Source organism: Ectopseudomonas khazarica, assembly GCF_017915135.1.
GTDB classification, from domain to species: domain Bacteria; phylum Pseudomonadota; class Gammaproteobacteria; order Pseudomonadales; family Pseudomonadaceae; genus Aquipseudomonas; species Aquipseudomonas khazarica.
The window spans coordinates 773,376-790,642 of the sequence record NZ_CP068551.1; the positions used below are offsets into that span (position 1 = coordinate 773,376).

Annotated in this window: 20 protein-coding genes; 8 read left to right on the top strand and 12 right to left on the bottom strand. The window is 66.4% G+C overall.

Annotation, left to right across the window (positions count from 1 at the left end; genetic code table 11):
- Positions 1–49: 49 nt before the first annotated feature.
- On the bottom strand, positions 50–487 hold the full coding sequence (locus JLK41_RS03500) for a YqaA family protein (protein ID WP_037052499.1): 438 nt from the start codon (positions 485–487) through the stop codon (positions 50–52).
- Between the two features lie 40 nt (positions 488–527).
- Entirely contained in the window at positions 528–1,250 is a 723-nt protein-coding gene (locus tag JLK41_RS03505; RefSeq protein ID WP_037052502.1) for a VC0807 family protein, read from the bottom strand.
- A gap of 231 nt (positions 1,251–1,481) precedes the next feature.
- Here JLK41_RS03505 and JLK41_RS03510 point away from each other — a divergent pair, with 231 nt between their 5' ends.
- From JLK41_RS03510 to JLK41_RS03545, 8 genes are all read left to right on the top strand, one after another.
- Positions 1,482–2,321 (top strand): substrate-binding domain-containing protein, encoded by an 840-nt coding sequence (locus tag JLK41_RS03510; protein WP_244976474.1) that lies wholly within the window; start codon positions 1,482–1,484, stop codon positions 2,319–2,321.
- Positions 2,322–2,400: 79 nt separating this feature from the next.
- Positions 2,401–3,174 (top strand): substrate-binding periplasmic protein, encoded by a 774-nt coding sequence (locus JLK41_RS03515; protein ID WP_210390357.1) that lies wholly within the window; start codon positions 2,401–2,403, stop codon positions 3,172–3,174.
- A gap of 40 nt (positions 3,175–3,214) precedes the next feature.
- Positions 3,215–3,967, top strand: coding sequence for a substrate-binding periplasmic protein (locus tag JLK41_RS03520; RefSeq protein ID WP_210390359.1), 753 nt, complete (start codon positions 3,215–3,217; stop codon positions 3,965–3,967).
- Positions 3,968–4,022: 55 nt separating this feature from the next.
- Entirely contained in the window at positions 4,023–5,024 is a 1,002-nt protein-coding gene (locus JLK41_RS03525) for a type II secretion system F family protein (RefSeq protein WP_210390361.1), read from the top strand.
- A gap of 137 nt (positions 5,025–5,161) precedes the next feature.
- A complete protein-coding gene (locus tag JLK41_RS03530; protein WP_210391186.1) occupies positions 5,162–6,025 on the top strand; it encodes an isocitrate lyase/PEP mutase family protein in 864 nt (287 codons plus the stop codon).
- 75 nt (positions 6,026–6,100) lie between these two features.
- Positions 6,101–6,367 (top strand): DksA/TraR family C4-type zinc finger protein, encoded by a 267-nt coding sequence (locus JLK41_RS03535; RefSeq protein ID WP_037052517.1) that lies wholly within the window; start codon positions 6,101–6,103, stop codon positions 6,365–6,367.
- Between the two features lie 72 nt (positions 6,368–6,439).
- Complete coding sequence (locus JLK41_RS03540) at positions 6,440–6,883, top strand: hemerythrin domain-containing protein (protein WP_037052521.1); 444 nt, start codon at positions 6,440–6,442, stop codon at positions 6,881–6,883.
- Between the two features lie 92 nt (positions 6,884–6,975).
- Positions 6,976–7,521: an REP-associated tyrosine transposase gene (locus JLK41_RS03545; protein ID WP_134678055.1), complete on the top strand. Its 546-nt coding sequence runs from the start codon at positions 6,976–6,978 to the stop codon at positions 7,519–7,521.
- An 84-nt stretch (positions 7,522–7,605) separates the two neighbouring features.
- Here JLK41_RS03545 and ureC read toward each other — a convergent pair whose 3' ends face one another.
- From ureC to urtB, 10 genes are all read right to left on the bottom strand, one after another.
- Complete coding sequence (gene ureC, locus JLK41_RS03550) at positions 7,606–9,306, bottom strand: urease subunit alpha (RefSeq protein WP_037052527.1); 1,701 nt, start codon at positions 9,304–9,306, stop codon at positions 7,606–7,608.
- A 141-nt stretch (positions 9,307–9,447) separates the two neighbouring features.
- Positions 9,448–9,756, bottom strand: a complete 309-nt coding sequence (locus JLK41_RS03555; RefSeq protein WP_037052530.1) for an urease subunit beta — start codon at positions 9,754–9,756, stop codon at positions 9,448–9,450.
- A 7-nt stretch (positions 9,757–9,763) separates the two neighbouring features.
- Positions 9,764–10,264, bottom strand: a complete 501-nt coding sequence (locus JLK41_RS03560) for a GNAT family N-acetyltransferase (RefSeq protein WP_210390362.1) — start codon at positions 10,262–10,264, stop codon at positions 9,764–9,766.
- A 2-nt stretch (positions 10,265–10,266) separates the two neighbouring features.
- Positions 10,267–10,569 (bottom strand): urease subunit gamma, encoded by a 303-nt coding sequence (ureA, locus tag JLK41_RS03565; RefSeq protein WP_210390364.1) that lies wholly within the window; start codon positions 10,567–10,569, stop codon positions 10,267–10,269.
- Between the two features lie 84 nt (positions 10,570–10,653).
- On the bottom strand, positions 10,654–11,490 hold the full coding sequence (locus JLK41_RS03570; protein ID WP_210390366.1) for an urease accessory protein UreD: 837 nt from the start codon (positions 11,488–11,490) through the stop codon (positions 10,654–10,656).
- Between the two features lie 115 nt (positions 11,491–11,605).
- Complete coding sequence (locus tag JLK41_RS03575; RefSeq protein ID WP_037052541.1) at positions 11,606–12,364, bottom strand: SDR family NAD(P)-dependent oxidoreductase; 759 nt, start codon at positions 12,362–12,364, stop codon at positions 11,606–11,608.
- A 233-nt stretch (positions 12,365–12,597) separates the two neighbouring features.
- Entirely contained in the window at positions 12,598–13,296 is a 699-nt protein-coding gene (urtE, locus tag JLK41_RS03580; protein WP_037052544.1) for an urea ABC transporter ATP-binding subunit UrtE, read from the bottom strand.
- An 89-nt stretch (positions 13,297–13,385) separates the two neighbouring features.
- Positions 13,386–14,228, bottom strand: coding sequence for an urea ABC transporter ATP-binding protein UrtD (gene urtD, locus JLK41_RS03585; protein ID WP_080757063.1), 843 nt, complete (start codon positions 14,226–14,228; stop codon positions 13,386–13,388).
- A gap of 145 nt (positions 14,229–14,373) precedes the next feature.
- Complete coding sequence (gene urtC / locus JLK41_RS03590) at positions 14,374–15,459, bottom strand: urea ABC transporter permease subunit UrtC (protein WP_210390368.1); 1,086 nt, start codon at positions 15,457–15,459, stop codon at positions 14,374–14,376.
- A gap of 110 nt (positions 15,460–15,569) precedes the next feature.
- Positions 15,570–17,138 carry an urea ABC transporter permease subunit UrtB gene (gene urtB / locus JLK41_RS03595; RefSeq protein ID WP_210390370.1) on the bottom strand — a complete coding sequence of 523 codons (1,569 nt, stop codon included), beginning with the start codon at positions 17,136–17,138 and terminating at the stop codon, positions 15,570–15,572.
- Between the last annotated feature and the right edge of the window lie 129 nt (positions 17,139–17,267).

Consider the following 17,267-nt stretch of genomic DNA (forward strand, 5'->3'; position numbering starts at 1 on the left):
GTGCACTCAACTGGCAAGCGGGCAGAGCGCCCGGCCGCTGTGGCAGCGCTCATGGCCAGGCCAGGGTGAGCGCCGCCAGCACCATGTAGCGGCCTGCCTTGGCCAGCGTGACGATGATCAGGAAGGTCCACAGGCGTTCACGCATCACGCCTGCGACCAGGGTCAGCGGGTCGCCGATCACCGGCATCCAGCTCAGCAGCAGCGACCAGCGCCCATAGCGCGCGTACCAGGCCTGAGCCTGCTGCAGGCGGGCCGGGCTGACCGGGAACCAGCGCCGGTGCCGATAGTGCTCGATGGAGCGCCCCAGCAGCCAGTTGATCCATGAGCCCAGCACGTTGCCCAGCGTCGCCACCAGCAGCAGGGCCCAGGCAGGATGTTCGCCCGCCAGCAGCAGGGCGACCAGAACCGCCTCGGACTGAAGCGGCAACAGCGTCGCCGCACCGAGAGCGGAGAGGAACAGGGCCGGGTAGGCGGAGAGACCGAGCATGCTCAGCAAGGCCGGCGCACGGGCCAGCCTGCTCCCGGGCTTACGACTCCTGGCCGGTGTTGGCCATGATCTCTTCCAGGCTCAGCCCGGTCAGGCCATGAATGGTTTTCCACAGGTAGTAGAAGATGGCCATCAGCATGATCATCGAGGGAATGGCGATCATCGGGTAGCTGAGCAGTGTCATGCGCCCCAGTTCGTCATTGAAGGCCTCGGTGCCGGCGGGGCTGGTGACGATCCACTTGGCCAGCACGTAGTTCATGAACGAGGAAAAGAAGAAGGTGCCGCTGAGCCAGTAGGTGGCGCGCAGCAGGCGGGTCTCGAAGTGTTCGACGTGGCCGCCCTGCTCCAGGCGCTCATGGATCTTGTCGACGTTGAGCACCGTCTTGTTGAACAGCAGGGTGCGAATCAGCGGGTAGCGCGTGCGCGTGGAAACCAGCACGGCGATGCCGATCAGGCCCGGAATGGCAGCCTCCTTCACGGCCAGCCACTGGGTATCCAGATGCAGCAGGCCGATGCCGCCGGTCAGCGCTACGCTGATCAGACCGAGCAGGGCGATGAAGTTGAATTTGCGGTACTTGATCAGCTCGAACGCCCCCCAGCCCAGCGGGAATGCCAGGGCGAGCAACAGCGCGCCATCGGCCCCCAGGCGGTGTTCGCCGCTCAGTTTCATCAGGATGAACGAAGGGATCAGGATACTGATGGCCAGGTCGATCAACGGGCGGGGCTTGTGCGTCGGGGTGGGGCTGTCGATGGTGGTGGTCATGGTAGCTGGAGTCTGCGACGGAACCCGGATGATCGCCTGCCTGAGGCGTCAGGGCTAGTCCGACCGTCGGTTTGGAAGGTTAAAAAGTATGAGCCGACAGCTTCGCGACAGGGGCATGAGGTCAACGCCTGATGCTAAAGTGATGGCAATGGCTGGGAGTCGAACATGCCAAGAGTCCTTTCTTTCGTTTGCCTGCTGCTGACAGCCGCCCTCCTGCTCCCGGAGGTGGCCATGGCGCGCGACTGCATCGGTCTGATACCGGCCAGCACCTCGGCCTTCTGGACGGACCTGGAGGCGGGCGCACGTCGCAGCGCCGATGATCTGCAGATGGATATCTACACGCGAGCCCCGACCAACGAGGGCAGCGTCGACGTGCAACTGCAACTGATCGAGCGCGTCCTCGCGCATGGCTGCAAGGCCCTGATCATCGCGCCGGCCGGCGACGCCATCGATGCGCGTGTCGTCGCCCTGCGCGAGCAGGGCATCCCCACGGTCTACGTCGATCGCAGCGTCGCCGGCGAAGGGGCCTATGCGCTGGTCGCCACGGACAATTTCCTTGCCGGTCAGTTGGCTGGGCAGCAGTTGGCCGAGCAGCTGGGCGCCGGCAAGCGGGTGGCGCTGCTGCGCCTGCAGCCGGGGTTGCAGTCGACCCAGGAGCGCGAGCGCGGCTTCCTGCTGGCGGCCCATGCGGCGGGCCTGCAGGTGGTCTTCGATGATTACCTGGGCGCTGACCGACAGCGCATGGTCGCGGCGCTGACGCGCATGATGCCGGAGCTGGATGGCCTGTTCAGCCCCAACGGCAGCAGCACCCGTGCGGCCCTGGCGGCATTGCGGCAGATGGGCAGGGCGGGCCAGGTGGCCTTCGTCGGCTTCGACGGTGGCGAGCTGTTGTTCGATGCCCTGCACGACGGGCAGCTCCAGGCGCTGCTGTTGCAGCAGCCGCAGGCCATGGGGGATCACGCGGTGCGCCTGGTGCAGCGCGCGCTCAGCGGTGAACGCGCGGCCACGCCGCTGCAACTGTTGCTGGAGCCGCAGGTGATGACGGTGACCGCGCCAGGAGGTTCTTGGTGAGAGCGGGGACGGGTGTTTATCATCGCCTGACCGATCGCCCTGAAATCGCTGCAGGGCCCGATCCAGATGGTGGTGTGCAATGAATCCGACGTTCAAGGCCTGTGTCGTGACGCTGCTCTGCAGTGTCTGCACCTGTCTGTCTGCCGCCGAACTGCAGCTCTATACCGAGGACTATCGACCCTTCAGCTATCTCGAGGATGGCAAGCCGAGCGGCATGGCCGTGGCGGTGGTCGAGGAACTGATCCGCCGTACCGGCGAGCCGGCGCGTATCGAGTTGGTGCCCTGGACGCGTGGCTACCACCAGGTTCGCCAGCAGGCGAACGCAGCGATCTTCTCCACTGTCCGCACGGCCCAGCGAGAGGCCGATTTCCAGTGGGTCGGGCCGATCGCCCACGGCCATACGCGCTTCTACACGCTCAAGGAGGCCGGGCTGCGGGTCGCCAACCTCGACGATGTGCGTCGCCTCGGCACCCTGGCGGTGCCCAAGCGCTGGTACAGCTACGAGCTGCTGGCCGAGCAGAAACTGGACAACCTGTACGGTGTGTCGACCCCCCAGGACATGCTGCGCCTGTTCCGCCATGGCCGGGTCAAGCTGCTGCTGGCCAACAACCTGACGCTCAATGGCATGCTCGCCGAGCAGGGCATGAGGCCCTGTCAGTTGCAGGAACAGTTCGACCTGATGGCCAACGACTCCTACATCGCCTTTTCCCGGCGCACCCAGGCTGCCCGTGTCGCACGTTGGCAGCGGGCGCTGCAGGAAATGCGGCATGACGGTAGTCTGGAACGCATCTATCGACACTGGTTTCCCGAGGCCGATGAGCAGGCCCTGGCCGACCTGCTGAGTGTCGAGTGATGGGCTGCGCTGAGTGCCCGGCCGCAGGCGGGAGGGAGGAATGAAGCTGGTGAGGTGGCTGTCGTGCGTTTGCCTGGCGATGCTGTGCAGCCCTGCGCTGGCAGAGTTGCAGCTGCTCACCGAAGACACCCCGCCCATGAGCTTCATGCGCGACGGCGAGGTCAGCGGCTTCTCCGTCGAGGTGGTCCGGGCCCTGCTGGCGCGCACCGGCGACAGCGGAAAGATCGAACTGATGCCCTGGACCCGCGCCTTCTACCTCGCCCAGCAGCAGGCGGACATCGCCCTGTTCTCCACCGTGCGCACCCCGGAACGTGAGGGCAAGTTTCTCTGGGTCGGCCCCATCGTGGTCGGGACGACCAGCTTCTACTCGCTCAGGTCGCGCAACCTGGTCATCGACGACCTGCAGCAGGCCGCCGCGAGCGGGCCGCTCGCCCTGCCCAAGCAGTGGTACACCTTCGAGACGCTCAGCGCGCGTGGTTTCGACAACCTCTACGGGGTGTCCACGCCGAAGCAGATGATGACCATGCTCAAGCATGGGCGGGTCAAGCTGATCGCCACCGAGGACCTGACCCTGGCTGGCGAGCTGGCCACCGTCGACCTGAAGCCGCAGGACGTCACCGCCCATGTGCCGTTCATGCGTTCGGCCTACTACATCGCCTTCTCGCCGCAGACCTCGGTGGTGCGCGTGGCGCGCTGGCAGCGTGCGCTGCGGCAGATGCACGAGGATGGCAGTCTCGCCGCCATTCTCCAACGCTGGCTGCCGCACGCACCGATGCCGCCGGTCGAACCGTAGCGAGCGCTGTCTCGACTGGTTAACCTGAGCGCTGCAATCCGTAGCGAGTCCGATCATGCCGCGTCGTCTTCCCCCGCTTGCCCTGTCCCGCCGCGCCGAGTTGTTCGCGCACCTGCATGCCATGGAGCAGGCTGGCGTACCCGTCGATCGAGCGCTGGCCAGCCTGAACCTGGGGGCGCGGCATGAGCCGGCGCTGCAGCGCCTGCGTCAGATGGTCGGCGCAGGCCGTGACCTGGCGAGTTCCGGCCAGCTGAGTGGCGTGTTCACGCCATTGGAAAGCAGCCTGCTGCGGGCAGCCCAGGAGGCGGGCGCGCTGGCGCATATCCACCAGCAACTGGCGCAGCGCTACGGGGAACAGGCGCGCCAGGCCGGAGAGCTGCGTTCCCGCCTGTTGATGCCGGCGGGTGTGCTGTTGCTGGCACTGCTGGTCAAACCCCTGCCGGCGCTGGTCGCCGGCAGCCTGGGTGTCGGCGGCTACCTGCTGGCCGTGCTGCTGCCGTTGCTCTGGCTGCTGGCCGTGCTGTTCGTCGTGCGCCTGGCGTGGCAACGTCTGCAGCGCCGTCGCGCGGAACACCCAGGCCCGCTCGACGACCTGCTGCTGGCGCTGCCGGTGCTCGGCAGCCTGCTGCGCCGGGCGGATATCCGCAATTTCTGCGACAGCCTCGGCCTGTTGCTGGAGGCGGGGATGCCGGCGCTCGATGCCTTGCCACGTGCCTGTAGCGCCGTGAGCAACCCGCGCTTGCGGCGGGATTTCGCCAGCCTGGCGCCTCGCGTCGCGGCGGGGCAGTCGCTGGTGCGTGCCTTCGATGGCCTGTCCTTCGCCGGCAAATCGATGCTGATCGGCGTGCTCAACACGGGCGAGGCGACAGGCCGGCCGGGAGAGGCGCTGCTGCGTTTCGCGCGCATGCAGGCGCAGCAGCTGGCTTCGCAGCAGCAGATGCTGGCGACCTGGCTGCCGCGCCTGTTCTACCTCGGCGTCGCCGGTTGGATGGCCTACGGGCTGCTGACCGGCGGAGGTTTCTTCCCGACGCTGCCGGCGGAGCTGGCTGGCCGGTAATTTGCTGGTCATTGGCCAGGCGGGCCTGGCTGAAAGCTGGCAGCAAGTGCCTTGCGCTAGCATTCGTCACGTCTACGCCATTACTAAAAAGAGAAAAAAGCGATTCAACCGACTTTGGAATACGCCCCATGCCCATCCTGCAACGTGCATCCCATCATGAGCTACGCAGCGCCTTTCGTGCCCTGCTGGCTTCCGACCGCTGCTACCACACCGCCTCGGTCTTCGATCCCATGTCCGCCCGCATCGCCGCCGACCTCGATTTCGAGGTCGGCATTCTCGGCGGCTCCGTCGCCTCGCTCCAGGTGCTGGGTGCCCCGGACTTCGCGCTGATCACCCTCAGCGAGTTCGTCGAGCAGGCCGCGCGCATCGGTCGCGTGTCGCGCCTGCCGGTGATCGCCGACGCCGACCACGGCTACGGCAACGCGCTCAATGTCATGCGTACTGTGGTCGAGCTGGAACGCGCCGGCGTCGCCGCGCTGACCATCGAGGACACCCTGCTGCCGGCCCAGTTCGGACGCAAGTCCACCGACCTGATCTCTATCGAGGAAGGGGTCGGCAAGATCCTCGCGGCGCTCGAGGCGCGTGTCGATCCGGACCTGGCGATCATCGCCCGGACCCACGCCGGCGTACTGGAGGTGGACGAGGTGATCCGCCGTACCCGCGCCTACGAAGCCGCTGGCGCCGACGGCATCTGCCTGGTGGGCGTGAAGGACTTCGCTCATCTGGAGCAGATCGCCGCGGGCCTCAAGGTGCCGCTGATGCTGGTCACCTACGGCAATCCGCAGCTGCGTGACAACCAGCGCCTGGCGCGCCTGGGCGTGCGTATCGTGGTCAACGGCCACGCTGCCTACTTCGCCGCGATCAAGGCCACCTACGACTGCCTGCGCGAGCAGCGCGGTGCCCAGCCTTGCGACCTCAACGCCACCGAGCTGACGCACAAGTACACCATGCCCGAGGACTATATCGTCTGGGCCAAGGAGTTCATGGAAGTCCGCGAGTAGCCCTGCCGATGGGCTGCGCTTGCACTTCGGGTTCACCGGGCGCATATCTGTGCGGTGAACTACAGGAGGCTGAGCATGGCCAGTGGCTGGGCGAACGACGACGCGGTACAGGAGCAGATCGACAGCAGCATCGAGGACGCCGTTGCGCGTGCCCGTAGCCAGCTGCCGAAAGGCGAGAGCCTGCGTCATTGCGAGGCGTGCGACGCGCTCATTCCCGAAGCGCGCCGCCAGGCGATTCCCGGCGTGCGCCTGTGCGTGACGTGCCAGGCCGAGCATGACCGCGAGAACGCCGCGTTCACCGGCTACAACCGGCGTGGCAGCAAGGATAGCCAGCTGCGTTGAACGAATGCGGCACCTCTCGGCGCGTCGAGGGTCTAGTTCTACTACGACCATCACTCAGGAAGAGGTGCCTGCATGACGATTTTCGAAGCGCTGCGACTCAGCCATGACCTTCAGCGCGAGCTTGCGCAGAAGCTGGTCGCCACCCACGGGGACAGCTCCGAACGCCACGCCCTGTTCGCCCAGCTCAAGCAGGAGCTGGCCGTGCATTCGGTGGCCGAGGAGCGCCATTTCTACATTCCCCTGATGCAGCAGGATGCCGGCGTCGACCTGTCGCGCCATGCGATTGCCGAGCATCACCAGATGGATGAAATGATCGAGGACCTGGAGGCGACCGACCCCAGCAGCCCGAGCTGGCTGGCACAGGCCAAGGCCCTGGCGGACAAGGTCGAACATCACCTCCGGGAAGAGGAACGCACCTTCTTCCAGATGGCCGGCAAGCTGCTGCGCGAACGGCAGAAGGAGCAACTGGCAGGTGATTACCTGAGCGCCTACGACGAGATGAAACAGGCCTCCTGAATCGGCCCGCCGGACAGGTTGCATCCGCCCTGCAGCTCATCCGTAGGGCGGGTGAAACCCGCCACAGCCAGATCCGCAACAAGGATGTTGCCATGCCCGATTATCGACGTGCCGCCGTTTCCGGTGGCTGCTATTTCTTCACGCTGGTCAGCGAACGACGCCAGCCCATCCTCACCCATCCCGATGTTCGCCTGGCCCTGCGCGCGGCCATCGAGACGGTGCGCCTCACTCGACCTTTCACCATCGACGCCTGGGTATTGCTGCCAGATCACCTGCATGCCATCTGGCGCCTGCCACCCGATGACAAGGACTTCTCCAATCGCTGGCGGCTGATCAAGCGACATGTCACCCATGCCTGTGGCCGCGCTCACCTGCGTGACGACCTGATGAGCGAGCGGCGCCGGCTGAAGGGGCAGGGCACGCTGTGGCAGCAGCGCTTCTGGGAGCACCTGATTCGCGATGAGCACGACTACGGGCGGCACTTCGACTACCTGCATGGCAACCCGCTCAAGCATGGGCTGGTGACGCGGGTGCGCGACTGGCCCTGGTCGTCGTTTCACCGTTGGGTGAACAGGGGCGTCTACCCCATCGATTGGGCCGGGGATACCAGGACCGACGATCTGGGCGCCGGTGAGTGAAGCGGCGGGTTGCACCCGCCCTACTGGCGTTCGTCAGGCGGGGCAATCACCTGTGCCGTAGGGCGGGTGAAACCCGCCAGCGAATCAGAACAGGAAGTAACGCTGCGCCATTGGCAGCACCTCGGCCGGTTCGCACCAGAGCAACTGGCCGTCGGCCTTGACCTGGTAGTTCTGCGCGTCGACCTCGATGCTCGGCAGGTAGCCGTTGTGGATCAGGTCGGTCTTCTGCACCTCGCGGCAGCCTTTGACCACGCCGATCTGCTTCTGCAAACCAAGCTGCTGCGGCACGCCGGCGTCGAATGCCGCCTGGCTGATGAAGGTGATGCTGGTGGCGTGGCGGCTGCCGGCATAGCTGGCGAACATCGGCCGGTAGTGCACCGGTTGCGGCGTCGGGATCGAGGCGTTGGCGTCGCCCATCAGGCTGGCGGCAATGGCTCCACCCTTGAGGATCAGCGTCGGTTTCACCCCGAAGAAGGCCGGACGCCAGAGCACCAGGTCGGCCCACTTGCCGACTTCGATGGAGCCGACCTCGTGGCTGATACCGTGGGTGATCGCCGGGTTGATGGTGTACTTGGCGATGTAGCGCTTGGCGCGGAAGTTGTCGTTGCCTGGGGCATCCTCGGGCAACGGGCCGCGCTGCTGCTTCATCTTGTCGGCGGTCTGCCAGGTACGAGTGATCACTTCGCCGACACGGCCCATGGCCTGGCTGTCGGAGCTGATCATGCTGAACGCGCCGAGGTCATGCAGGATGTCTTCGGCGGCGATGGTCTCGCGGCGAATGCGGCTTTCGGCGAAGGCCACGTCCTCGGCGATGCTCGGGTCGAGGTGGTGGCAGACCATGAGCATGTCCAGGTGCTCGTCGATGGTGTTCTTGGTGAACGGCCGGGTCGGGTTGGTCGACGACGGCAGCACGTTGGGGAAGCCGCAGGCCTTGATGATGTCCGGCGCGTGGCCGCCACCGGCACCCTCGGTGTGGTAGGTGTGGATGGTGCGGCCCTTGAAGGCGCCGAGTGTGGTTTCGACGAAACCCGACTCGTTCAGGGTGTCGGTGTGGATCGCCACCTGCACGTCGTACTGGTCGGCCACGCTCAGGCAGTTGTCGATGGCCGCCGGGGTGGTGCCCCAGTCTTCGTGCAGCTTGAGACCGATGGCGCCGGCCTTGACCTGTTCGATCAGCGGCTCCGGCAGCGAGGCGTTGCCCTTGCCGGTGAAGCCGAGGTTCATCGGGAAGGCATCGGCGGCCTGCAGCATGCGCGCCATGTGCCAGGGGCCCGAGGTACAGGTGGTGGCGTTGGTGCCGGTGGCCGGCCCGGTGCCGCCACCGATCATGGTGGTGACGCCGCTCATCAGCGCTTCTTCGATCTGCTGCGGGCAGATGAAGTGGATGTGGGTGTCGATGCCGCCGGCGGTGAGGATCATGCCTTCCCCGGCGATCACCTCGGTACCGGCGCCGATGGCGATGCTCACATCGGGCTGGATGTCCGGGTTGCCGGCCTTGCCGATCGCGGCGATACGCCCGTCCTTGAGACCGACGTCGGCCTTGACGATGCCCCAGTGGTCGATGATCAGCGCGTTGGTGATCAGGGTGTCGACCACATCGGCGGCGCACAGCTGGCCCTGGCCCATGCCGTCGCGGATTACCTTGCCGCCGCCGAACTTCACTTCTTCACCGTAGGTGGTGAAGTCCTTCTCCACTTCGATCCACAGGTCGGTATCGGCCAGGCGCACCTTGTCGCCGACGGTGGGGCCGAACATGTCGGCGTAGGCTTGTCTGCTGATTTTCATATTCGCTTCCCTTGTGGTGCGAAGGCTGGCGCGTGTTTGTCTTTCTGTCTGTCAGGGCATGAGGCGCTGCGGTTCTTCTGTAGGAGCGGCTTTAGCCGCGAAACCGTTATCGCGGCTAAAGCCGCTCCTACAAACCTCACCTCAATCCAGGTCGCCCATCACGCGCCCGGCGAAGCCGAACACGCGGCGTGCGCCGCTCAGCTCGACCAGCTCCACCTCGCGGCTCTGCCCCGGCTCGAAGCGCACCGCCGTGCCGGCCGGAATGTTCAGGCGCATGCCGCGCGTCGCCGCACGGTCGAACAGCAGCGCATCGTTGGTTTCGAAGAAGTGGTAGTGCGAGCCGACCTGCACGGGACGGTCGCCACTGTTGGCCACGGACAGGGTCAGTGTGCGGCGACCGGCATTGAGCTCGATCTCGCCGTCGGCAATCTGGTATTCGCCGGGAATCATCAGGTGCTCACTCCAGAATCAGTTGCATGAAAGTCAGGTCCAGCCAGCGCCCGAACTTGCGGCCGACCTGGGGCATCTGCCCCGTGGTGACGAAGCCGAGGCGCTGGTGCAGGCGGATCGAGGCGCTGTTCTCGGACTCGATGGCAGCGACCATGACGTGCAGGTCGGCGGCGCGGGCGCGCGCGATCAGCGCCTGCATCAGGGCCGGGCCAAGGCCACGGCCACGCTGGTCGGCGCGCACGTAGACCGAATGCTCGACGGTCTGACGAAAGCCCTCGATGCTGCGCCAGGTGCCATAGCTGGCATAGCCGAGCACCTCGTCGTCGGCGTCGCGTGCCACCAGCACGGGAAAGCCGCTGGCCGTGCGCTCGGCCAGCCAGGCACGTCGGTTGGCCAGGTCCACCAGCGTTTCGTTCCAGATCGCCGTGGTGAACTCCACCGCGTCGTTGTATATGGCCAGGATGCCGGGCAGGTCGGCTTCGCTGGCGTCCATGATCGAGTAACTCATGCTCAGGCGATCGGCTGGTGGACGGTGACCAGTTTGGTACCGTCGGGGAAGGTGGCTTCGATCTGGATTTCCGGGATCATCTCCGGCACGCCGTCCATCACCTGGTCGCGGCTCAGCAGGGTGGTGCCGAAATGCATCAGCTCGGCGACGGTCTGCCCATCGCGCGCGCCTTCGAGCAGTGCCGCGGAGATGTAGGCCATGGCCTCCGGGTAGTTCAGCTTCACCCCTCGGGCCAGGCGACGCTCGGCCACCAGGCCGGCGGTGAAGATCAGCAGCTTGTCTTTCTCTCTTGGCGATAGGTCCATGAGAACTCCAGTCAGATGGCGTGGCAGGGCAGCCCTGCGTGGCGAAAGTGGTGGGTGGCCAGCGATGGCTGAATGTTCATCCGCTCAGGTACTCCAGATTCGTGGCGGCACGGCTTCGCGGCCGAGCAGCGCCGGTCGCAGCAGGCGCCACAGGGCGATCAGCCAGGCGCGGGCCTTGAGCGCTTCGCTGGCCAGGCAGCGTGCGATCAACAGCCCGGACAACTGGCTGAGATCGCCACGTACGCCCGCGACCTGCACTTCACGGCAGCGCTCCAGCAGCTCGTCGGACACCTCGCCGCTGACCAGCAGGGTGGCGAATACCGGCTGGCCATCGAGGCCGAGCGGCGAGTCGAGCAGGCCGTCGTCGCCCGTGACCCGCTGGCGTTCGTGCCACAGCAGCTTGCCGTCGCGGCGGATGTCCAGTGCGGCCTGGAAATGGCCGCTGCTGAAGCGCTCGTCGGCGGCCGGGCGGCCGAGGGCGATGATGTCCCAGTAGAACAGCCGGGCATCGCCCTGCAGCTCGATCTGCGTGTGCAGCTCGGCCTGGGCGCCGGCATAGAGGATGGTTTCCTGCGGAAGCCACTCCAGGGTGGCGCCGGCCGCGACGCTCAGGCGCAGGTCCTGGCGGGCCACCTCGCTGGCGCGATACCACTTGGCTGCACCCGGGCTGGTGAGCTGCACCCAGGTGTTCTCCCCGGCATCTGCCGAGATGTCCAGGCGGTCGCCGCCGGCGATGCCACCGGGCGGGTGCACGATGATGTGCTGGCAGACCTGCGGCCCTTCGGCATACAGGTGCTTCTGCACCCTAAGTGGGCCGAGGTGGCGCCTCTGCACCGGGGTGGTGCGCTCGCCATGGCGTGCGTAGGCCAGTTCCAGTTCGGCGGGCCAGCTTGGCGTGAACAGGGCTGCAGGCAGATTCATGGTGGGGCAGGGATTCCACTCGGTAGTTGACCGAGTGGGCAAGCAAGAGGCGTGCCCTGAACCAATTCGGTGCGCCGTTGCGGGCGCCGGCCTGAAGCGGTCGGCGCCGGGCGGGTCAGTCGCGATCCACGGCGAAGGACGACCAGGCCTGACGGCTCGGCATGATTTCCAGGCGGTTGATGTTGATGTGCGCGGGCAGGGTGGCCACGTAGAAGATCTGCTCGGCGATGTCCTCGGCGCTGAGCGGCGTGGTGGTGCTGTACAGCGCGTCGGAGGCAGCCTGGTTGCCCTTGGTGCGGACCAGGGTGAACTCGGTTTCGGCCATGCCGGGTGCGATGTCGGTGACGCGCACGCCGGTGCTGACCAGATCGCAGCGCAGGTTGAAACCGAACTGTTTGACGAAGGCCTTGGTGGCGCCGTACACGTGGCCGCCCGGGTAGGGCCACTCGCCGGCGACCGAGCCGATGTTGATGATGCTGGTGCCCTTGCCGGTTTCCAGCAGCAGCGGCAGTACGGCATGGGTGACGTTGACCAGACCGGTGACGTTGGTGTCGATCATGGTGTGCCAGTCCTGCAGGGCCACCTTCTGCGCCGGTTCGGGGGCCAGGGCCAGGCCGGCGTTGTTGAGCAGCACGGTGACCTTGCGGAAGGCCTCCGGCAAGGCATCGACCATTCCTTGCACGGCCTCTGCGTCACGCACGTCGAGGGTGGCGATGTGCACGGGAACCTTGGCTGCCAGTTCGTCTCGCAGCGCCTGTAGGCGCTCCTCGCGGCGGCCGGAAAGTACCAGCGACCAGCCGGCCTCGGCGAAACGGCGGGCGGCGGCGCGGCCGAAGCCGGAGGTGGCGCCGGTGATGAAGATCACGTTGCTCATGGGGTGTCCTGTGCAGGTTCGGGAGTGGAGGGTGACGCGGCGCAGCCCCGGCAGTCGGGGCTTGGCGTGGGGCGAGGCGCACACGGCGTTCGCCACTGGCCCCGGTTACCGGGGCGGGCGGCCTCGGGTCGCTGCGGTGAGCGCCTGGAGGCCCGCCGGTAAGGGCAGGCCGGTACTGTCGCACAGATGATGCCGCGGTGTCAGGCGTCGCTGCGCACCGCCCGCGACCTGCCTCAGATCGCCACCAAGCCGCGTACGCCCTCGGCTTCCATGTTCTCGCCACGGCCCTGCTGGACGATCTCGCCACGGCTCATCACCAGGTACTGGTCGGCCAGTTCGGCGGCGAAGTCGTAGAACTGCTCGACCAGCAGGATGGCCATGTCGCCGCGCTCGGCCAGTTTGCGGATCACCGCGCCGATTTCCTTGATCACCGAGGGCTGGATGCCCTCGGTGGGTTCGTCGAGGATCAGCAGGCGTGGCTGGCTGGCCAGGGCACGGCCGATGGCCAGCTGTTGCTGCTGGCCGCCGGAGAGGTCGCCGCCACGCCGCTGCTTCATCTCGCGCAGCACCGGGAACAGCTCGTAGATGAATTCCGGGACGACCTTGGCCTGGCTGCCGGGAAACCGCGACAGGCCCATCAGCAGGTTCTCTTCCACGGTCAGGCGGCCGAAGATCTCGCGTCCCTGAGGAACGTAGGCGATGCCGGCGTGCACCCGCTGGTGCGGCTTGAAGCCGGTGATGGCCTTGCCTTCCCATTGCACGCTGCCGTCCTTGGCCGGGATCAGGCCCATCAGGCACTTGAGCAGGGTGGTCTTGCCCACGCCGTTGCGGCCGAGCAGACAGGTGACCTCGCCGACCTTCACGTCGAACGACAGCCCGCGCAGGATGTGGCTGCCGCCGTAGTACTGATGCAGTTGTTGGACTTGGAGCATGATTCAATTCCTCGTTCTTGGCGCTGCAAGCTTCAAGCTGCAAGCCACAAGTAAAAGCGGCTTGAGGCTTGCAGCTTGTAGCTGGCGCGTCAGCGCCCCAGATAAACCTCGATCACCCGCTCGTCGTTCTGCACCTGCTCCAGCGAGCCTTCGGCCAGCACGCTGCCCTGGTGCAACACGGTGACGTGGTCGGCGATCGAGCCGACGAAGCCCATGTCGTGTTCCACCACCATCAGCGAGTGCTTGCGTGCCAGTGACTTGAACAGCTCGGCGGTGAACTCGGTCTCGGCGTCGGTCATGCCGGCCACCGGTTCATCGAGCAGCAACAGATGCGGCTCCTGCATCAGCAGCATGCCGATTTCCAGGAACTGCTTCTGGCCATGGGAGAGCAGGCCAGCCGGACGGTGGCGCGAACTTTCCAGGCGGATGGTGGTGAGCACTTCTTCGATGCGGTCCTTCTGTTCGCCGCTGAGCCTGGCGCGCAGACTGGCCCACACCGACTTGTTGGTCTTCTGCGCCAGCTCCAGGTTCTCGAACACCGACAGTGCCTCGAACACCGTGGGTTTCTGGAACTTGCGGCCGATGCCGGCCTGGGCGATCTCCACTTCGCTCATGGCGGTCAGGTCGTACTGTTCGCCGAAGTAGGCCACGCCGTTGTCCGGGCGGGTCTTGCCGGTGATCACGTCCATCATGGTGGTCTTGCCGGCGCCGTTGGGGCCGATGATGCAGCGCAGCTCGCCGACACCGATGTACAGGGTCAGGTCGGTCAGCGCACGAAAACCATCGAAGCTGACGTTGATGTCTTCCAGGGTGAGGATGGTGCCGTGACGGACATTGACGCCCTTGCCGACGGTCTTGCCGGTGTCCAGCGACAGGCCGGTGGGGTCGAAAGCGGCTTCGAGCATGGTTTCGGGTACTGGAGTAGCTCTCATTGATCCTTCTCCGTGGAGGTCGTCAGGAGCGCGTCGCGAGCGTTTTCAGCTGCAAGGCGCGAGGCGCGCAGCGACGAAGCAGTACGAGTGGGTACGCTGAGGAGCGGGCACCGCGCAACGCCGCAGATGGAAAGTGCAGTAGCGATCATGATGACTTCCTCTGCAGCAGGCCGACGACGCCTCGCGGCAGGAACAGGGTGACGACGATGAACAGGGCGCCCAGGGCGAACAGCCAGTATTCGGGGAAGGCCACGGTGAACCAGCTCTTCATGCCGTTCACCAGGCCAGCGCCGAGCAGCGGGCCGATCAGCGTGCCGCGCCCGCCGAGGGCGACCCACACGGCCGCTTCGATGGACTGCGTCGGCGCCATTTCGCTGGGGTTGATGATGCCCACCTGCGGCACGTACAGCGCCCCGGCCAGGCCGCACAGCACGGCGGACAGTACCCAGATGAACAGCTTGTAGCCGCGCGGATCGTAACCGCAGAACATCAGGCGATTCTCGGCGTCGCGCAGGGCCGTGAGCACGCGGCCGAACTTGCTGCGCGCCAGGCGAAAGCCCAGGTACAGGCTGGCGACCAGCAGCAGCACGGTGGCGAAGAACAGCGCGGCGCGGGTGCCCTGCGCGGTGATGTCGAAGCCGAGGATGCGGGTGAAGCCGGTGAAGCCGTTGTTGCCGCCGAAGCCGGTCTCGTTGCGGAAGAACAGCAGCATGCCGGCGAAGGTCAGCGCCTGGGTCATGATCGAGAAATACACGCCCTTGATCCGCGAGCGGAAGGCGAAGAAGCCGAACACCAGGGCCAGCAGGCCGGGCGCCAGTACCACCAGGCACATGGCCCAGAGGAAGCTGGAGGTGCCGTACCAGTACCAGGGCAGTTCGTTCCAGGCGAGGAAGTTCATGAACGCCGGCAGGCCGTCACCGGCGGCTTCACGCATCAGGTACATGCCCATGGCGTAGCCGCCGAGGGCGAAGAACAGGCCGTGGCCCAGCGACAGCATGCCGGCGTAGCCCCAGACCAGATCCAGCGCCAGGGCGACGATGGCGTAGCAGAGGATCTTGCCCACCAGGGTCAGGCTGTAGGCCGTCACATGCAGGGCATGCTCGGCCGGCAGCAGGTGCAGCAGCGGCATGGCCAGCAGCAGCGCCAGTACCAGCACGCCGACGGCCATGCAGACGCGGGGGCCGAGCTTGGCGCTGGCGCGGGCCAGCAAGGTTTGGTTTAGCGCATTCATCAGTCGATCACTCATTCTTTATTGGCGTAGGGCGGGTGCAACCCGCCGCTGCAGCGATGGCCCGCTCGGGGTGGCGGGTTTCACCCGCCCCACGGTCGATGGCGCCACCATCAGTCGATCACCCGGCCCTTGAGCGCGAAGAGGCCTTGCGGGCGTTTCTGGATGAACAGGATGATCAGCGCGAGGATGAGGATCTTGCCGAGCACGGCGCCGATCTGCGGTTCGAGGAACTTGTTCACCACGCCCAGGCCGAAGGCGGCCAGCACGCTGCCGGCCAGTTGGCCGACGCCGCCGAGCACCACCACCAGGAAGGAATCGATGATGTAGCTCTGACCGAGGTCGGGGCCGACGTTGCCGATCTGGCTCAGGGCGACACCGCCGAGACCGGCGATGCCCGAACCGAGACCGAAGGCCAGCATGTCCACGCGACCGGTGGGCACGCCGCAGCAGGCGGCCATGTTGCGGTTCTGCGTCACCGCGCGCACGTTCAGGCCCAGGCGCGTCCGGTTCAGCAGCAACCAGGTAAGGACCACGACAAACAGCGCGAAGCCGATGATGACGATGCGGTTGTACGGCAGCACCAGGTTCGGCAGCACCTGCACGCCGCCGGACAGCCAGGCCGGGTTGGCCACCTCGACGTTCTGCGCACCGAAGGTGACGCGCACCAGCTGGATCAGGATCAGGCTGATGCCCCAGGTGGCCAGCAGGGTTTCCAGCGGGCGGCCGTAGAGATGGCGGATCACCGTGCGCTCCAGCGCCATGCCGATGCAGGCGGTGACCAGGAAGGCGATTGGCAGCGCCGCCAGCGGATAGAGTTCGAGGTAGCCGGGAGCGAGATTCTGGAAGGCCAGCTGCACCACGTAGGTGGTGTAGGCGCCGAGCATCAGCATCTCGCCGTGGGCCATGTTGATCACCCCGAGCAGGCCGAAGGTGATGGCCAGGCCGAGCGCCGCGAGCAGCAGGATCGAGCCCAGCGACAGGCCGCTGAACGCCTGGCCGAGCAGCTCGCCGATCAGCAGTTTGTTCTTCACCTGCGCCAGGCTCTGCTCGGCTGCGGCGCGCACGTCGGCGTCGCTTTCGTCGCCGTCGAGCAGACCTTGCAGGCGGGTGCGCGCCTGCGGGTCGCCGGTCTGCCCCAGGCGCTTGACCGCCGCCAGGCGCACCGCCGGGTCGGCGTCACTCAGCTGCAGGTTGGCCAGGGCCAGGGTGATGGCGTCCTGCACCGCGTCGTCCGCTTCGATGCTCAGGCGGCTCTCCAGCAGCGGCAGCAGGGCGGGCGGTGTGTTGCGCTGCAGTTGCCGGGCCGCCTCGAGGCGCACGGCGGCGGCATCGTCGAGCAGCTGATGGCTGGCGACGGCCACGCCGATCAGGCCGCGCAGGCGATTGTTCAGGCGCAGCTTGCGTGGTGTGCCGTTGGCTTCACCCTCGCCAACGGCAGCCTGCCAGGTGCCGTCCTGATCGATGAAGGCGCGCTTGTCGGCATCGCTGGCGACGCGACCCTGCTGCAGGGCCTGCAGCAGCGGCATGCGCTCGATGGTGGGGGCTGCCGCCCAGCCTTGCAGGAGCTTGGCCTGCTTGCTGGCGTTGGCTGCGGCGAAATCGTCGGCCTCGCCAGCCGTCGCGGCCAGTGGCAGCAACAGCAGCAGGCTGAAGAGAATTCGGGTAAGGGCAGTGGGCATAAGGTGTCCTTGGCGTAGCCCGGATGCAATCCGGGGTGAGCGTCCCGGATTGCATCCGGGCTACGGCGGCCCTCTCCCTGGCCCTCTGCCCCTCTTCATGAAAGAAAGGGGGGAGAGGGGACCGGTACG

What these genes read in the sequence shown, in the direction of transcription:
- JLK41_RS03500 (WP_037052499.1), bottom strand. Translation starts at nt 487, where the DNA reads ATGCTCGGTCTCTCCGCCTACCCGGCCCTGTTCCTCTCCGCTCTCGGT.
- JLK41_RS03505 (WP_037052502.1), bottom strand. Translation starts at nt 1,250, where the DNA reads ATGACCACCACCATCGACAGCCCCACCCCGACGCACAAGCCCCGCCCG.
- JLK41_RS03510 (WP_244976474.1), top strand. Translation starts at nt 1,482, where the DNA reads ATGGCGCGCGACTGCATCGGTCTGATACCGGCCAGCACCTCGGCCTTC.
- JLK41_RS03515 (WP_210390357.1), top strand. Translation starts at nt 2,401, where the DNA reads ATGAATCCGACGTTCAAGGCCTGTGTCGTGACGCTGCTCTGCAGTGTC.
- JLK41_RS03520 (WP_210390359.1), top strand. Translation starts at nt 3,215, where the DNA reads ATGAAGCTGGTGAGGTGGCTGTCGTGCGTTTGCCTGGCGATGCTGTGC.
- JLK41_RS03525 (WP_210390361.1), top strand. Translation starts at nt 4,023, where the DNA reads ATGCCGCGTCGTCTTCCCCCGCTTGCCCTGTCCCGCCGCGCCGAGTTG.
- JLK41_RS03535 (WP_037052517.1), top strand. Translation starts at nt 6,101, where the DNA reads ATGGCCAGTGGCTGGGCGAACGACGACGCGGTACAGGAGCAGATCGAC.
- JLK41_RS03540 (WP_037052521.1), top strand. Translation starts at nt 6,440, where the DNA reads ATGACGATTTTCGAAGCGCTGCGACTCAGCCATGACCTTCAGCGCGAG.
- JLK41_RS03545 (WP_134678055.1), top strand. Translation starts at nt 6,976, where the DNA reads ATGCCCGATTATCGACGTGCCGCCGTTTCCGGTGGCTGCTATTTCTTC.
- ureC (WP_037052527.1), bottom strand. Translation starts at nt 9,306, where the DNA reads ATGAAAATCAGCAGACAAGCCTACGCCGACATGTTCGGCCCCACCGTC.
- JLK41_RS03555 (WP_037052530.1), bottom strand. Translation starts at nt 9,756, where the DNA reads ATGATTCCCGGCGAATACCAGATTGCCGACGGCGAGATCGAGCTCAAT.
- JLK41_RS03560 (WP_210390362.1), bottom strand. Translation starts at nt 10,264, where the DNA reads ATGAGTTACTCGATCATGGACGCCAGCGAAGCCGACCTGCCCGGCATC.
- ureA (WP_210390364.1), bottom strand. Translation starts at nt 10,569, where the DNA reads ATGGACCTATCGCCAAGAGAGAAAGACAAGCTGCTGATCTTCACCGCC.
- JLK41_RS03570 (WP_210390366.1), bottom strand. Translation starts at nt 11,490, where the DNA reads ATGAATCTGCCTGCAGCCCTGTTCACGCCAAGCTGGCCCGCCGAACTG.
- JLK41_RS03575 (WP_037052541.1), bottom strand. Translation starts at nt 12,364, where the DNA reads ATGAGCAACGTGATCTTCATCACCGGCGCCACCTCCGGCTTCGGCCGC.
- urtE (WP_037052544.1), bottom strand. Translation starts at nt 13,296, where the DNA reads ATGCTCCAAGTCCAACAACTGCATCAGTACTACGGCGGCAGCCACATC.
- urtD (WP_080757063.1), bottom strand. Translation starts at nt 14,228, where the DNA reads ATGAGAGCTACTCCAGTACCCGAAACCATGCTCGAAGCCGCTTTCGAC.
- urtC (WP_210390368.1), bottom strand. Translation starts at nt 15,459, where the DNA reads ATGAATGCGCTAAACCAAACCTTGCTGGCCCGCGCCAGCGCCAAGCTC.
- urtB (WP_210390370.1), bottom strand. Translation starts at nt 17,138, where the DNA reads ATGCCCACTGCCCTTACCCGAATTCTCTTCAGCCTGCTGCTGTTGCTG.